We start from the raw sequence: 16,002 nt of genomic DNA, 5'->3' as shown, positions 1-16,002 counted from the left end.
GCTGGCCGAACAATGCGCCATCTCCATCCACCGAGGCCGCGCCGTGCGCGGAGTTGCCAATGCCCGCATCCACCGCCGTCCCCGTGATTTCACATGTTCCGACTGCGGCTGTCGCAGCGGTCGAGAGCAGGACGCATTCCGACTCGACCTCGCTCGACGCCTGGTGGATGCCTTACACCGGCAACCGCAACTTCAAGGCCGATCCGCGCATGATCGTGGAGGCCAAGGGCTGCTACTTCACCGATGGCGACGGGCGCAAGGTGTTCGACGGGTTGTCCGGCCTTTGGTGCACCGGGCTGGGCCACGGCCGTCCGGAAATCACCGAAGCGGTGAGCCGCCAGATCGCCAAGCTCGATTACGCGCCGCCGTTCCAGTTCGGGCATCCGCTGGCCTTCGAGCTGGCGAACAAGATCAAGGGCCTGATGCCCGCTGGCCTGGATCGCGTGTTCTTCACCAACTCGGGATCGGACGCGGCCGACACCTCGCTCAAGATGGCGCGCGCCTACTGGCGCACCAAGGGCAAGGCCAGCAAGACACGCCTGATCGGCCGCGAGAAGGGCTATCACGGCGTCAACTACGGTGGTATTTCGGTCGGCGGCATCGGCGCCAATCGCAAGCTGTTCGGACAGGGCATAGAGGCCGACCACCTGCCGCACACGCAACTGGCTTCCAATGCCTTCAGCCGCGGCATGCCGACGCAAGGCGCCGAGCTGGCCGACCGCCTGCTCGACCTCATCACGCTGCACGACGCGTCGAACATTGCCGCCGTGATCGTCGAGCCGATGTCGGGCTCTGCCGGCGTTGTGGTGCCGCCGCAGGGCTACCTGCAACGCTTGCGCGACATCTGCACGGCGCACGACATCCTGCTGATATTCGACGAGGTCATCACCGGCTTCGGCCGCTGCGGTGCGATGACCGGTGCCGAGGCTTTCGGCGTCGTGCCGGACATCATGAACATCGCCAAGCAGGTCACCAACGGCGCGCAACCGATGGGCGCCGTCATCGCCAAGACCGAGATATACGACACCTTCATGGACGCCGGTGGGCTCGAGTACATGATCGAGTTCCCGCACGGCTACACCTACTCGGCGCATCCCGTGGCGTGCGCTGCCGGCATCGCCGCGCTGGACGTTTTGGTGTCCGAAGACATGGTCGGGCGCGTGCAGGCACTCGCGCCGTACTTCGAGAACGCGGTGCACAGCCTGAAGGGCAGCAAGCATGTGGTGGACATCCGCAACTACGGCTTGGCGGCCGGCTTCACGCTGGCGGCATTGCCCGGCGAGCCGGCGCGGCGGCCGTATGAAGTGGCCATGGCGTGCTGGAAAAAGGGCTTCTACGTGCGCTACGGCGGCGACACGATTCAATTGGCGCCGGCGTTTGTTGCCGAGCCGGCGGAGATCGACCGCATGGTCAACGCGCTGGGTGATGCCCTGGCCGAGACGGCTTGACCGGCTCTGGAAATTTGCTGCCGATGCGCCGCCACATTCAGGCCGGCTTCGACTGTTTTTTTTCGGCGCCGTCAGCCAGGACCGCTTCAACCAGTCCATCGACAAAAGCTTTGTTCAATGCCCTGAGGCCAAACTGGAAGCGGTACCAGATCGTGCCGTAGATCTGGTCGTATAACGCCTCGGCCGGGCGCGGAGACAAGATGCTGCCATCGGCTTGGCCGCGCCGGATCACGCTGACACCCAGCTTGCGCCGGATGCTCAGATACCGTTCGACGAACACGGCAGAGTTCCCATTTTCCGCCATGCATTCGGCCAGCACCGCCATTTGCACGCGGCCCAAATCGCCCTGCAAGGCGGTGACATAACTCTGCGCATGCGCCCTGATGGCCTTGGCCGGGGGCTCTGTTTCCGACAGGGGAAGTAGCAGCGTTGCCTGGCGCATGTAGGCATCGATGAGCAGTTGCAGCCGGCCGTCCCACCACTTGTAAATGGTCATCTTCGAGACGCCGGATTCAGCGCAGATCGCCTGGATGGTCGCGCCGCGCAGGCCGCCCGATGCACACAGCCGGTACGCAGCTTCGAGCACCGCCGTGGCGGCGAGTTCAGAACGGGGTCTACCGCGAGGCTTGGCAAGGGGATGGGGCATGCGGGCGTCCTGAAGCGTCGGTGGATGCAGCGCCGGTCATGCAGCGCTTGGAATAGCGTCCCGATGTTATCGGCTGCGTCGTTGCCGATGTCGGCGGGGAATGCACCAAAGCCGCTCACGACGGCTTTCAAAGTCCGCCTAAATCCGGCATGTTTGTTGCGTAGGTAGTTACTGTACGACGCGTATAGTTAATGCGATCTGTGCAATGCACGAGTCGCCCAAACCAATCGGATAAACATGAAAAAAGACTTTGCATCGGCAGCTGTCGCGAGCGACAGCGAAGTCTTTCAGGCCGGCAACGTCGTGCTGCAGTCCGGCCGCACCTTCCGCAACATGTCGATCGTCTACAAGACCTTCGGCACGCTGAACGCCGACCGCTCGAACGTGATCGTCTACCCGACGTCGTACAGCGCGCAGCACCACGACACGCAGTTCATGGTGAGCGAGGGCGGCGCGCTCGATCCGTCGAAATACTTCATCGTGATTCCCAACCTGTTCGGCAACGGCCTTTCGAGTTCACCCTCGAACACGCCCTGGCCGGACGTCGGCACGCGCTATCCCGATGTGACGTACTTCGACGCGGTGCACGTGCAGCGGCGCATGCTGGCCGAGTTGTGGGGCATCGACAAGGTGGCGCTGGTGTACGGCTGGTCGATGGGGGCGATGCAGGCTTATCACTGGGCCGCCCTGTTCCCGGACGCGGTCGAGCGCATCGCAGTGGTCTGCGGATCGGCCCGCTGTGCCCCTCACAACAAGGTGTTTATCGAAGGCGCGATGCACGCGCTGATGGCCGACCCGGCCTACCGAGACGGCGTGTTCACCGAGCGGCCGGTGCGCGGCTTCCGCGCCATGGGCCGGGTCTACGCAGGCTGGGCACTGTCGCAGACTTTCTACCGCGAAGAGATGTGGCGCGGGCTGGGCGCCTCGTCGCTCGAAGACTATCTGGTGACGTCGTGGGAGACCACTTTCGCGCGCCGCGACCCGGCCGATCTGCTCGCGCAGTTCCGAACCTGGCAAAGCGGCGACATCAGCGCCAACGACCTGTATGGCGGCGATTTGAAGAAGGCGCTCGGCGCCATCCGCGCCCGCGTGCTGCTGATGCCCGGCGATCACGACCTGTACTTCCAGGTCGACGACAACCGCGCCGAGATGGCGCACCTTCGCAATGCCGAGCTCGCACCGATTCCGTCGGTGTGGGGCCATCGCGCGGGCAACCCGGTGAACCAGCCGGAGGACCGGGCTTTCATCGAAACCCGCGTCAAGACGCTGCTTGCAACATGACCACTTCCATCCACATCGACACCGCCGCTCCCGACCATGCGACGAACACTGCCGCGCCGCGCGCCGCTCGCAAGCCGGCCACTTTCCGCGTCGGCGCGCAGGACCTGAAGGCGCTGGCCGTGCGTTCCGACGCTGCCGCCGTGCGCCGCGCCGCCGGCCACCTGAGCGCCATCGCGCTCGGCGGCTTCGCGCTGTGGCATGCGCTCGGCACCGTGTGGGCCGTCCCGCTCACGCTGCTGCAGGGCTACTTCATCGCCTTCCTGTTCACGGCGGTGCATGAAACAGCGCACCAGACTGCTTTCAAGACACGCACCGGCAACTACCTGCTCGGCCACCTTGCCGGCTTCGCGATCTTCCTGCCCTACGAGTACTACCGCGCCTACCACTGGGTGCACCACCGCCACACGCAGGACCCTGCGCTGGACCCCGAACTCGCGGCGCCGTTGCCGCACACCCGTCCTGGCATCGCATGGCTGTGGACCGGCATGCCGATCTGGATCGGCCGGGCCCGACTGCTGTTCGTCCATGGCGTGTTGGGCAAGGTCAGCGTACCGTGGGTGCCGGAGGACAAGCGAGCGTTGATCGTGCGCGAGGCGCGTTGCTACCTTGCAGGCTACGCAGTGGTGATTGCCGTCTCTCTGGCGGCCGGATCGCTGGCCGCGCTCTGGCTTTGGGTCATCCCGTTGGCGGTCGGCCAGTTGTTCCTGCGCCCCTACCTGCTGGCCGAGCACACCGGCTGCGCGCATTCGCCCGACATGCTGGAGAACACGCGCACCACGTACACCAACCGCGTCGTGCATTTCTTTGCCTGGAACATGCCGTTCCATGTCGAGCACCACGCCTACCCCGCCGTGCCTTTTCATGCGCTGCCCCGGCTCAATGCGCTGCTGGCCGCGCACATCACGCATATCGTCGATGGCTACCCCGCAGCCACTGTCGACGTGCTTCGCCATCTCCGTTCGCTTCCTGCCTCGTCTTCATCAACCCCCGAAAGAAAACTTCCATGAATGCACACAAAAGAAGCCTGCTCGTGCGGCTGCTCCTTGCCGGCGCAAGCATCTTTCTCACGCAGCTGCCGGGGGCGGCCCTGGCGCAAGACAAGCCGGTGTCGGGCGGGACGCTCAACATGCTGGTGCAGCCCGAACCGCCGTCGCTGATGTTGGGCCTCAACCAACTCGGCCCGACGCAATTCGCGGCCAGCAAGATCTACCAATCGTTGCTGACGTACGGGCCCGACCTGAAACCGCTGCCTTCGCTCGCCACCTCGTGGACCATCTCGCCCGACAATTTGACCTACACCTTCGTGCTGCAGAAGAACGTCAAGTGGCACGACGGCAAGCCTTTCAGCTCCGCCGACGTCGTGTTCTCCGCCGATAAGTTCCTGCGTGAGACGCACCCGCGCCTGCGCGCGCTGATGAACCAGCGCGTCGAGTCGGTCAAGGCCGATGGCGACGACAAGGTGGTGTTCAGGCTCAAGGAACCGTTCAACCCCTTCATCTATGCCTTCGAGGTGTCGACGATGCCGATCGTGCCCAAGCACATCTACGACGGCACCGACTACCGCACCAATCCGGCCAACAACACGCCCATCGGCACAGGCCCGTTCAAGCTGAAGGAGTGGAAGCGCGGCTCGTACATCCACCTGGTCAAGAACCCCGACTACTACAAGCCCGGCCTGCCTTACCTCGACGAGATCTACCTGCGCGTGATCCCCGACGCGGCCTCGCGTGCGGTGGCCTTCGAGCGCGGCACGGTCGATGTGCTGCGCGGCGGCGACGTGGAGAATTTCGAAGTGCGGCGCCTGCAGAAGCTGCCCGACGTCGGTGTGACCACCGCCGGCTGGGAAATGTTCTCGCCCAACCTGTGGCTGCAGATGAACCTGCGCAAGCCGCCGTTCGACAAGAAGGAAGTGCGCCAGGCGATCATGTATGCAATGGACCGCAACTTCGTTTTGAAGAACATTTTCTTCAACGTCGGCAAGGTCGCGACCGGTCCGATCGCGTCGACCACGCTCTACTACGACAAGAACGTCCCGAGCTACAACTACGACATGGTCAAGGCCAAAAAGATGCTGGCCGACGCGGGCGTGAAGCCGGGCGACTACACCATCAAGGTGCTGCCCATTCCCTACGGCTCGGTCTGGGACCGGTTGGGTGAATACACCAAGCAGCAACTGGAGCAGCTCGGCTTCAAGGTCACCATCGAGGCGACCGACCCGGCCGGTTGGTCGAAGAAGGTTTCGGACTTCGACTTCGACCTGACGATGAACTTCCTCTACCAATACGCCGACCCGGCCATCGGCGTGACGCGCAACTACGTCAGCACCAACATCATCAAGGGCACGCCGTTCGGCAACAACCACGGCTACAACAACCCCGAAGTCGACCGCCTGTTGGGCGCTGCGCCCCTGCTCAAGAGTGCCGACGCCCGCCAGCGCATGTACTCGGAAGCTCAACGCATCCTGGTCGACGACGTGGCGGTGGGCTACCTGATCGAAATGCAGTACGCCACGCTCTACCGCAACAAGGTGCACAACCTGGTGACGACCGGCATCGGCCTGAACGAGTCGCTCGACAACGTCTGGATTTCGAAGTAACGCTCGCCTGCAGGTCGGAATGAACTCGCTCGAGTTTCTTTTCAAGCGGCTGCTGAAGGCGGCGTTCGTGGTGCTGGGCGTGGTGGTGTTCAACTTCCTGCTGATCCACCTGGCGCCGGGCGATCCGGCGACCGTCATCGCCGGGGAGTCGGGCGCTGGCGATGCCCAGTTCCTGGCGCAGTTGCGCCAGCAATTCGGGCTCGATCAGCCCTTGTACATGCAGCTGTGGCTGTACGTCAAAGGCGTGCTGACCTTCAACATGGGCTTCTCTTACCGCAACAACCTGCCAGTGAGCGAGCTCATCCTCGACCGCCTGCCGGCCACGCTGCTGTTGAGCGCATCGGCCTTCGTTTTTTCGCTGCTGCTGGGCGTCCTTCTCGGCGTGATGGCGGCGGTGCGCCGCGGCAAGCTGGCCGATTCGCTCATCATGTCCGGCGCGTTGCTGTTCTATGCCACGCCGCTGTTCTGGGTCTCGCTGATGGCGATGCTGGTGTTCTCCATTCACCTCGACTGGTTGCCGCCGTTCGGCATGGAGACCATCGGCGGCGGCCTCACCGGTGCAGCCCGCATCTGGGACGTGATGCAGCACATGGTGTTGCCAGTCGTGACGCTCGGCCTGTTCTTCACTGCCATCTACACGCGCCTGACGCGTGCTTCGATGCTCGAAGTCGGCTCGCTCGACTTCGTCAAGACGGCGCGCGCCAAGGGCGTGCCGGCCGGGCAGATCACGCGCCGCCACGTACTGCGCAACGCAGTGCTGCCGGTCTTCACCTTCGCCGGCATCCAGGCCGGCCAGATTCTGGGTGGCGCGGTGCTCACCGAAACCGTGTTTGCCTGGCCCGGCATCGGCCGCCTGATGTTCGACGCGTTGATCCAGCGCGACTATCCGGTGTTGCTCGGCGTGTTCCTGGTGACCTCCGTGCTGGTGGTGCTGGTGAACCTGCTGACCGACGTGTTCTACCGCTTCATCGACCCGCGCATCGAGGCCAGCTCATGAGACATTTCTTTCGACGCTTCGCGCGCAACAAGGGTGCCGTGGTCGGCCTCGTCATCGTCGGCGTGGTGATGCTGGTGGCGCTGTTCGCCGGCCTGGTGTTCCCCGGCAGCCCCTGGAACGCCGTCGGCGAACCTTTGCTCGATCCGTTGACCGATGCGGCCTATCCGCTCGGCACCGACATGCTGGGCCGCGACATCGCATCCGGGCTGGCCTACGGCGCGCGCGTGTCGTTGCTGGTCGGGCTGGTCAGCACGGCGGTGGCGACCTTCATCGGCATCTCGATCGGGGCCGTCGCCGGCTACTACGGCGGCCGCATCGACGACGTCCTGATGCGCCTGACCGAGTTCTTCCAGACCATCCCGACGCTGGCGATGGCCGTGGTGCTGGTCGCCATCTTCCAGCCCAGCCTGACGTCGATCATCACCGCCATCGCCGTGGTGTCGTGGCCGCCTGTGGCGCGGCTGGTGCGCGGCGAGTTCATGTCGCTGCGCTCGCGCGAGTTCGTGCAGGCGGCCGTTGTCATCGGCCAGAGCGCGCCGCGCATCATCTTCACGCAGATCCTGCCCAACACCATGTCGCCCATCATCGTGACCGCCTCGCTGATGATCGCGACCGCCATCCTGACCGAATCGGCGCTGGCCTTCCTCGGCCTGGGCGACCGCAACCTGATGAGTTGGGGCTTCATGATCGGTGCCGCCCGCACCATGATTCGCGAGGCCTGGTGGATGAGCTTTCTGCCGGGGTTGGCGATCCTGTTGACGGTGCTGGCCGTCAACCTGATCGGTGAAGGTTTGAACGATGCGCTGAACCCGCATCTGCGCAACCGGGGCGAGCGATGAGCGGCAGCCCAGGCTCGCCCTTGTTGCAGATCGAGGGCCTGTCGATCCCGATCCCGGGCGGCGGCGACCGCGCCTTCGCCGTGCAGGACATCCATCTCACGCTGTATGCGGGTGAGATCCTGTGCGTGGTGGGCGAGTCCGGCTCGGGCAAGTCGATGAGCGCCAATGCCGTGATGGGCCTGCTGCCTTCGTACATGCAGCCTTCGGCCGGCCGCATCCTGTTTCAGGGCCAGGATCTGCTGCGCCTGCCGGAAACCGCACTGCGCAAACTGCGCGGCAGCGCCATCGGCATGATCTTCCAGGAGCCGTTGTCGGCACTGAACCCGGTGATGCGCGTGGGCGATCAGATCGCCGAGGTGCTCGAGGTGCATGGCGTGCGCGACACCGCGCAGGTGGCGCGCCGCGTGCGTGAGCTGATCGCTTTTGTCGGCCTGCCCGATCCCGACGTGATCCGGCATTCCTACCCGTTTCGCCTGTCCGGTGGCCAACGCCAGCGCGTGATGATTGCGATGGCACTGGCACTCGAACCGGCTGTGCTGATCGCCGACGAACCGACCACCGCGCTGGACGTGACCACGCAGGCGCAGATCCTTGCGCTGATCCAGTCGATCCAGCGCAGCAAGCGAGGCGGCAGCGATGGCAGCGCCAGCGGCATGGGCGTGATGTTCATCACGCACGACTTCGGCGTGGTCGCCGAGATCGCCGATCGCGTGGCGGTGATGGAGAAAGGCGTGCTGGTCGAGGTCGGCACGGCGGCGCAGGTACTCAACGCACCGCAGCATCCCTACACGCAGCGTCTGATAGCCGCCGTGCCGCGTCGGCGCAGCGCCGTGCGCGAGGCCGTGGCCGACAGCGTTCCCGTGCTGGACGTGCGCAACCTGAAGAAAACCTACGCCACCGGCGGCGGCTGGTTCGGCACCAAGCGCGTGGTGCAGGCTGTCGACGATGTCAGCTTCACGGTGCGCCGTGGCGAGACGCTGGGCATCGTCGGCGAATCGGGCTCAGGCAAGTCGACCATCGGCAAGTGCCTGTTGAAGCTGGTGTCGGTCGACGCTGGGCAAATGCTGTTCAACGGCCGCGACATCGCCGCGCTGTCGGCGCACGCCTTTCGCCCGCTGCGCAAGGACATCCAGATGATTTTTCAGGACCCGTTCGCCTCGCTCAATCCACGCCAGACGGTGGGTCGCATCGTCAGCGACGGCCCGGTCGCGAGCGGCAAGACGCGGGCCCAGGCCGAGGCCAGGGCGCGCGAACTGCTGACACTGGTCGGGCTGGAAGATTCATCGTTCGACCGCTATCCGAACGAGTTTTCCGGTGGCCAGCGGCAGCGCATCGGCATCGCACGCGCGTTGGCGCTCGACCCGCAGGTGCTGGTGGCCGACGAGTCGGTTTCTGCTCTCGACGTATCGGTTCAGGCGCAGGTGCTGGCGCTGCTGCATCGGTTGCAGCAGCAGTTGCAGATCGCGCTGGTCTTCATCACGCACGACCTGCGCGTGGCGGCACAGGTATGCGACACGGTGCTCGTGATGCACCGTGGCCGCATCGTCGAGCGCGGCAGTTCGCAGCAGATTTTCGACGCCCCGCAGCACACCTACACGCAACGGCTGATCGCCGCAGTGCCCGGCCAGCAATGGAATCCGACGCAGGCGCCTGGCGCCGCACTTCTTTCCCGGGCCGCCTGAGCGGCCATCACGTACAAGGAACTGAACCACATGAGCACGCTATCGATCAACGGCGACCGCCTCTGGGCCAGCCTGATGGAACTGGCCGCCATCGGCGCCACACCGGCCGGCGGCGTCTGTCGCCTGGCCCTCACCGACCTGGACAGGCAAGGCCGCGACAAGGTCATCGGCTGGGCTCGTGAGGCCGGCTGCACCATTCGCATCGACCAGATCGGCAACATCTTCGCGCGCCGTTTCGGTCGCGAGAACGACGCACCGGCGGTGGCCTCGGGCAGCCACATCGACACGCAGCCGACCGGCGGCAAGTTCGACGGCAACTACGGTGTGCTGGCGGTGCTGGAAGTGTTCCGCACGCTGAACGACCACGACATCCAGACGCGCCTACCGCTCGAGATGGCGATCTGGACCAACGAGGAAGGCTCGCGCTTCGTGCCCGTGATGATGGGCTCGGGCGTGTATGCCGGCGCCTTCACGCTCGCCACCGCGCTGGCTGCGGTCGACCGCGAGGGCATCAGCGTCGAGGCCGCGCTCAAGGCCATCGGCTACGCCGGCGACACGGCCGCTGCCGTATCGGCCGGCGCACCGCTCTTCGCGGCCTACTTCGAAGCGCACATCGAACAGGGCCCGGTGCTGGAAGACGCCGACATCGTGATCGGCGCCGTGACCGGTGCGCTCGGCCAGCGCTGGTACGACATCACGGTGACCGGCCAGGAGGCGCACGCCGGCCCGACGCCGATGGCGTTGCGCCGCGACGCGCTGCAGGCCGCTACCCGGCTGATGCAGGAGACCGTAGCCGTCGCGCTGCGCCACGCGCCGCACGGTCGCGGCACGGTCGGCACGGTCGACGTGTTCCCGAGCTCGCGCAATGTGATCCCTGGCCGCGTGAAGTTCACCGCCGACTTGCGCAACATCGACGACGAAACGCTGTCGAAGATGGACACCGAGATCCGCGCATCCTGTGCCGAAGTGGCTGCCGCGACCCGGACCAAGGTCGACATCGAACAGGTCGTGTACTTCCCGCCGACCGCCTTCGCACCCCATCTTGTCGAAGGCGTGCGCCAGGGCGCGCAGACGCGCGGCTATAGCTGCATGGACGTGGTGAGCGGAGCCGGCCACGACGCGGTGTACGTCGCGAGCCAGTTACCGGTGGCGATGATCTTCGTCCCCTGCAAGGACGGTATTTCGCACAACGAAATCGAAGACGCCAAGCCAGAGCACCTGACCGCCGGCTGCAACGTGCTGCTCGACGCCATGCTGCACGCGGCTGCCTGAGCAACACGACCCATGGCTGCCATTCACTATCTGACGCACATCGAGCTCGAGGCCGGCGCGGTTGCGCTGCTGCCCGGCGTGCTCGCTGAACTCGCCATCAGGCGACCCATGCTGGTCACCGATGCGGGCATCGTGCAGACCGGGATCCTCGCCCGCATCCTCGCGCTATTGCCTTCGCCGGACGACGTCGCCGTGTTCACCGGAACGCCGCCCAATCCGACCGAAGAGGCAGTGGAAGCCGCCGCTGCGCAATACCTCGCGGAAGGCTGCGACGGGTTGGTCGCCATCGGCGGCGGCTCGCCGATCGACCTGGCCAAGGGCGTGGCATTGATGGCAACGCACGAAGGTCCGTTCGCGCGCTATGCCGGCATGGCCGCGATGCCTTTGATCGGCGCGCACGCGGCGCCGATCGTCGCCGTGCCCACGACCGCCGGCACCGGCAGTGAGGTCGGCCGAGGCGCGCTGATCCGGCTGCGCGACGGCCGCAAGCTGGTGTTCGTCAGCCCGCATCTGTTGCCCCGGCGCGCGCTGTGCGATCCGGACCTGACACTCGGCATGCCAGCTGCGCTGACGGCGGGCACCGGCATGGACGCCTTCACGCACTGCATCGAGACTTTTCTTTCGCCCCGCATCAATCCGCCGGCCGAGGCCATCGCGCTCGACGGCGCGGCACGCGCATGGCGCTGGATCGAACGTGCCGTGACGCACCCGGACGACCGGCAGGCGCGCTGGGAGATGATGATGGCCGGCATCCAGGGCGGACTGGCCTTTCAAAAGGGTCTGGGCGCGGTGCATGCGCTGGCGCACCCGCTGGGCGCGCTCACATCGCCGTCACTGCACCACGGCACAGTCAATGCGGTCATCCTTCCAGCCGTGTTGCGCTTCAACGCGGACCACGTGGGCGACAAATACGCACGGTTGCGCACGGCCTTCGGGCTTGACGAAAGTGTCGATCTGGCCGATGCGGTGCAGGCGCTCAACCTGCGGCTCGGACTGCCGACGAGCCTGCGCGCCATGGGCGTGCCACCCGATGTGCTGGAGCACATCGTCGACGGCGCATTGGCCGATCATTCGACACCGACCAACCCGCGTCCGCTGACGCGCGAGAACCTGGCGGCCCTGTTCACGGAAGCCTACCAATGAGCACCGACATCGCGGCTGCCGACACGGTTGCCGAACGCATCGTCCATGGCACCTGTCCGCACGATTGCCCGGACACCTGCGCCATGCTGATCACGGTGAAGGATGGCGTTGCGACCAAGGTGCGGGGCGACCCGGATCACCCGACCACGCAAGGCGTGCTGTGCACCAAGGTCTCGCGCTACCTCGAGCGCACCTACAGCCCCGACCGCGTGCTGTACCCGATGCGCCGCGTCGGCGGCAAGGGACCGGGGCAGGGCAGCTTCGAGCGAATCGGCTGGGACGAGGCGCTCGACATCGTTTCGGCAAAGCTGAAAGCGATCGCCGCAGTCGACGCGCAGGGCGTCATGCCGTACGCGTATTCGGGCACGCTCGGGCTGGTGCACAACTTCGGCATGCCGCGGCGTTTCTTCCACAAGCTGGGCGCTTCGCAACCCGAGCGCGTGCTGTGCGCAACCGCGGGCCGCATGGGCTACAACACCGTGATCGGTGCGCAGATCGGCACCGACATCACGCACTTCGCCGAGTCGCGGCTGATCATTTTGTGGGGCACCAACCCGATCACCTCGAACCTGCACTTGTGGACGCGCATTGCCGAAGCGCGCCGCAAGGGAGCGCGCGTGATCGCGATCGATCCTTACCGCTCGCAGTCGGCGGAAAAGGCCGACTGGCACCTGGCGCCGCTGCCCGGCACCGATGGCGCGCTGGCATTCGGAATCATGCATGTGCTGATCCGCGAGGGCCTGATCGACCGCGACTACATCGACAAGCACACCCTTGGCTTCGATGCGCTGGCGAAGCGTGCGGCGGACTTCACCCCCGACGTGGTTGCCGGCATCACCGGGCTCGATGCCGACGACATCTACCAATTGGCGCGCGAATACGGCGCCGAGCGGGCCAGCGCCATCCGCGTCAACTTCGGCCTGCAACGCCATGCCGGCGGCGGCAATGCGGTGCGCGCCATCGCTTGCTTGCCGGCGCTCACCGGCGCATGGCGCGAAGCGGCCGGCGGCGTGTTGCTCGACAACGCAGGGGCGCACGCGATCGACCTGGCTGCGCTCGATGGCCGGCACTTGTTGCCCGACCCGGCGCATCCGCCGCGCAGCGTCAACATGGCGCAGATAGGCCGCGCCCTCAACGAGTTGAATGACCCGCCGATCCAGGCGATGTTCGTCTACGCCTCGAATCCGATGGCGGTCGCTCCCAACAACATGCTGTTGCGCCAGGGCTTCCTGCGGCCCGACCTGTTCACCGTCGTGCACGAGATCTTTTTGACCGACACCTGCGACTACGCCGACATCGTGCTGCCCGCCACGACGCAGCTGGAGCAGTTCGATGTGCATCGGCCTTACGGCACGCTCTACACCATGCTCAACCAGCAGGCCATCGCGCCGCTTGGCGAGGCTTGCTCCAACGCCGAGCTGTTTCGTCGGCTGGCAGCGCGCATGGGCTACGACGACGACTGCTTCAAGCAAAGCGATGAAGAGGTCGCGCGACAGGCTCACGACATGACAGCGCCCGTCAATGCGACGCTGGATTTCGATGCGCTGAAGCGCAATGGCTGGCAGCGGCTCGACGTGGCGGACCGCTATGCGCCGTTTGCCAACGGCAACTTCCCGACGCCTTCGGGTAAGTGCGAGTTCGAGAGTGCCTCCGCGGCGAAACAGGGATGGAGCGCCGTGCCGGAGTTCATTCCGCCGCGGGAATCGTCATTGGGAAACCCCGAGCTTGCGAAGCAATTTCCGTTGATGTTGCTGACACCGCCTGCGCGGCATTATTTGAATTCAAGCTTCTCGTCGATCGACTCGCTGATCAAAGAAGTTGGTGAGCCGTGGGTCGAAGTTCATGCGGCCGATGCTGCCGCGCGAGGAATTTCAGATGGCGACCGCGTGCGAGTTTTCAACCAGCGTGGCACCTTTACCGTGAACGCGCGCGTCAACACCAAGGTGCGCCCCGGCGTGTTGGTGGCGCCGTCGATCTGGTGGCAGAAGAAGTCGGCGGACGGGGAAAACTCGAACGCCGTGACCTCCGACGGGCTGACCGATATCGGCCGCGGCGCTACTTATTACGACACTGCGGTGGAGATAGCGCCGCTTTTTCCACTAGGGACCATCGGGCTCCCCACCAGTACAAAGTCCGACGGCTTGGCGGCCGGCTTCACGCTGGCGGCATGGGAGCGAAGTCTGGAGCCGATAGGGCCGGTTCAACCGGAGCCGGCTCACTCCAATGCGCGACTGAAGCTTTGAAAGGCCTCTTGGTACTCGGGAAGCCAACGGGACAAAGGTGGCCTGTTCTCGACGATATCGCCAGCCGCCCACAGGATGCGCTTCTCGTCGAGCGACCGCGGCACGTCATTGTCCGGGCACAGGATGTAGAAGTCTCCGGCATCCAATCGTTCCATCATGAAGTCCACAGTCTGCTCGGGTGTCCATGCGGCGGCAGGCCTTTCGGCTCGACCTTGTGCAGTGAGTTGGGTAAACACGAATCCCGGAATAAGCAAGTGCGCGCTGATTTGGCAGCTCGACGTATTTCTCAATTCGTGCTGCAGCGCTTCAGTGCATGCTTTGACGCCAACCTTGGACACGTTGTATGCCGGATCGCCCGGCGGGGTCGTAATGCCTTGCTTGGAGCCGGTGTTGATCACGCAACCAGGTCGGCCGCGCCGGATCATCGAAGGCACGAACGCCTGCACCCCATGAACTACACCCCACAGATTCACGCCGAGCACCCGGTGCCAGTTTTCGACAGGCCCGAAGACAGTGCTGCCCGGCTGGATACCGGCGTTGTTCATCAAGACATCCGTGCCGCCAAAGCGGTCCCTCACCACTTGCTCCAGCCGCTGCAGGTCTTCGACTTCGGCGACATCGGTTTGCTGATAAATGACTTGGCTTTCACCGCCGGAAGCTACTGCGGCGACCTGTTTCGCCGCGCGTGAAAGTTGGTCGACGTCAATGTCCGCGAGGCACACATTGAGCCCCAACTTGGCAAAACGTAGCGCGGCCGCAAAGCCAATGCCGGCGGCGGCGCCCGTGACCACGGCGACGGAACCGGGTGTAAGTGCTGGGTGTGTCATGAATGAGTCCATTGATCAGTTTTGTTGAAAAAAGGCACCTCAGCGCGCAGAAAGCGACTGGGCCAGAAACTCCACGAAGGCCAGCACCCTCGGGGAATGTTGATGCCGTTGCGGATACACAGCAAAGATATCCGCGTCCGGCGTCTCGAAGGTCGGCAGGATCTCCACCAGGCGACCACTGCGCAGGTGCCGGGCGACGTCCCACTGTGCGCGCATCAGGATGCCATGCCCCTCGAGCGCCCAATTAACGGCAATCTCTCCGTCATTGGTCACCAGGTTTCCGCGTACTTTGATCGACTCGGTTCGACGGCTTTCACCTCGGCCACTGCTGAGTCGCCAGACGCCATGGGCTTCATCGCCTTGCCGGATACCGATGCAATTGTGGGTGGTCAGTTGCTGTGGAGTCTTGGGTTGTCCGTGGCGCGCGATGTAACTGGGCGCTGCGCACAGGAGGCGCCGGTTGTTGGCGAGGCGGCGGGCGATGACGCGCGAGTCGGGCGGCTCGCCAAAGCGCACGCACACGTCGAAGACGTCGTCGGTTATCAGCGGTGGATTGACCGAGAGCTGGAGTTGTACCTCGACCAACGGGTACTTGCGTGCAAATTTTGAAATGATCGGCGCCACCTCGCAGCGACCGAAGCCCAGGGTCGCATTGACGCGCAGCAGCCCCTTGGGCGTCACCTTGGCACTACCGAGCAACTGCTTCAGCTCATCGATTTCTCCGAGGATGCGGCGCGCGTGCTCCAGGTAAATTTCTCCCTCTGGAGTCATGCTCATTCGCCGCGTGGTCCGGGTGACCAGTGCCACGCCGAGCCGAGCTTCCATCTGGGAAAGTCGTTTGCTCACCGCCGGCGGTGAAATTCCCAGCTCGCGCGCTGCTGCCGTGAGGCTCCCCGAAGCGGCGAGAGTCGAAAAAAACCCCAGATCGCCGGGCTGGATATCCGTCAGCATGGTTGCCTGCATTCTTGACTTGAAGTTAACAAAGGATTGCTTTCACGGGAGCGTAGCGCCGTACCGATGACCCTACA

General features: G+C 64.8%; 13 protein-coding genes. 10 read left to right on the top strand and 3 right to left on the bottom strand.

Annotated features, from left to right (window positions below; all coding sequences use genetic code 11):
• The first annotated feature begins 86 nt into the window (after positions 1-86).
• Positions 87-1,448: an aspartate aminotransferase family protein gene (locus QN413_RS08120; RefSeq protein WP_416352160.1), complete on the top strand. Its 1,362-nt coding sequence runs from the start codon at positions 87-89 to the stop codon at positions 1,446-1,448.
• Between the two features lie 37 nt (positions 1,449-1,485).
• On the opposite strand, the gene QN413_RS08115 is transcribed toward QN413_RS08120, so the two are convergent.
• Positions 1,486-2,034: a TetR/AcrR family transcriptional regulator gene (locus QN413_RS08115; protein ID WP_323496119.1), complete on the bottom strand. Its 549-nt coding sequence runs from the start codon at positions 2,032-2,034 to the stop codon at positions 1,486-1,488.
• Between the two features lie 297 nt (positions 2,035-2,331).
• Between QN413_RS08115 and QN413_RS08110 the strand changes: the two genes are divergently transcribed.
• From QN413_RS08110 to QN413_RS08070, 9 genes are read left to right on the top strand one after another with little or no spacing between them, the layout of a single operon-like run.
• Positions 2,332-3,375 carry an alpha/beta fold hydrolase gene (locus tag QN413_RS08110; RefSeq protein ID WP_323496118.1) on the top strand — a complete coding sequence of 348 codons (1,044 nt, stop codon included), beginning with the start codon at positions 2,332-2,334 and terminating at the stop codon, positions 3,373-3,375.
• Positions 3,372-4,382 carry a fatty acid desaturase gene (locus tag QN413_RS08105; protein ID WP_323496117.1) on the top strand — a complete coding sequence of 337 codons (1,011 nt, stop codon included), beginning with the start codon at positions 3,372-3,374 and terminating at the stop codon, positions 4,380-4,382. Before QN413_RS08110 ends, QN413_RS08105 begins: the two co-directional genes overlap by 4 nt.
• Positions 4,379-5,971 (top strand): ABC transporter substrate-binding protein, encoded by a 1,593-nt coding sequence (locus QN413_RS08100; protein ID WP_323496116.1) that lies wholly within the window; start codon positions 4,379-4,381, stop codon positions 5,969-5,971. Before QN413_RS08105 ends, QN413_RS08100 begins: the two co-directional genes overlap by 4 nt.
• A gap of 19 nt (positions 5,972-5,990) precedes the next feature.
• Positions 5,991-6,968 carry an ABC transporter permease gene (locus QN413_RS08095; protein WP_323496115.1) on the top strand — a complete coding sequence of 326 codons (978 nt, stop codon included), beginning with the start codon at positions 5,991-5,993 and terminating at the stop codon, positions 6,966-6,968.
• Complete coding sequence (locus tag QN413_RS08090; RefSeq protein WP_323496114.1) at positions 6,965-7,807, top strand: ABC transporter permease; 843 nt, start codon at positions 6,965-6,967, stop codon at positions 7,805-7,807. Before QN413_RS08095 ends, QN413_RS08090 begins: the two co-directional genes overlap by 4 nt.
• On the top strand, positions 7,804-9,489 hold the full coding sequence (locus QN413_RS08085; protein WP_323496113.1) for an ABC transporter ATP-binding protein: 1,686 nt from the start codon (positions 7,804-7,806) through the stop codon (positions 9,487-9,489). Before QN413_RS08090 ends, QN413_RS08085 begins: the two co-directional genes overlap by 4 nt.
• Positions 9,490-9,519: 30 nt before the next feature.
• Positions 9,520-10,761 (top strand): Zn-dependent hydrolase, encoded by a 1,242-nt coding sequence (locus QN413_RS08080; RefSeq protein ID WP_323496112.1) that lies wholly within the window; start codon positions 9,520-9,522, stop codon positions 10,759-10,761.
• Positions 10,762-10,773: 12 nt separating this feature from the next.
• Positions 10,774-11,904 (top strand): iron-containing alcohol dehydrogenase, encoded by a 1,131-nt coding sequence (locus QN413_RS08075; protein ID WP_323496111.1) that lies wholly within the window; start codon positions 10,774-10,776, stop codon positions 11,902-11,904.
• On the top strand, positions 11,901-14,147 hold the full coding sequence (locus QN413_RS08070) for a molybdopterin oxidoreductase family protein (protein ID WP_323496110.1): 2,247 nt from the start codon (positions 11,901-11,903) through the stop codon (positions 14,145-14,147). Before QN413_RS08075 ends, QN413_RS08070 begins: the two co-directional genes overlap by 4 nt.
• On the opposite strand, the gene QN413_RS08065 is transcribed toward QN413_RS08070, so the two are convergent.
• Complete coding sequence (locus QN413_RS08065; RefSeq protein ID WP_323496109.1) at positions 14,120-14,974, bottom strand: SDR family NAD(P)-dependent oxidoreductase; 855 nt, start codon at positions 14,972-14,974, stop codon at positions 14,120-14,122. The genes QN413_RS08070 and QN413_RS08065 overlap by 28 nt on opposite strands.
• 39 nt (positions 14,975-15,013) lie before the next feature.
• Entirely contained in the window at positions 15,014-15,925 is a 912-nt protein-coding gene (locus QN413_RS08060) for a LysR family transcriptional regulator (RefSeq protein ID WP_323496108.1), read from the bottom strand.
• Positions 15,926-16,002: the final 77 nt, after the last annotated feature.

Source organism: Variovorax sp. LG9.2 (genome assembly GCF_035018885.1).
In the GTDB taxonomy this organism is placed as follows: Bacteria; Pseudomonadota; Gammaproteobacteria; order Burkholderiales; family Burkholderiaceae_C; genus Variovorax.
The sequence above is the reverse complement of the archived record's forward strand: the minus strand, read 5'-3'. Positions and strand labels throughout refer to the sequence as shown.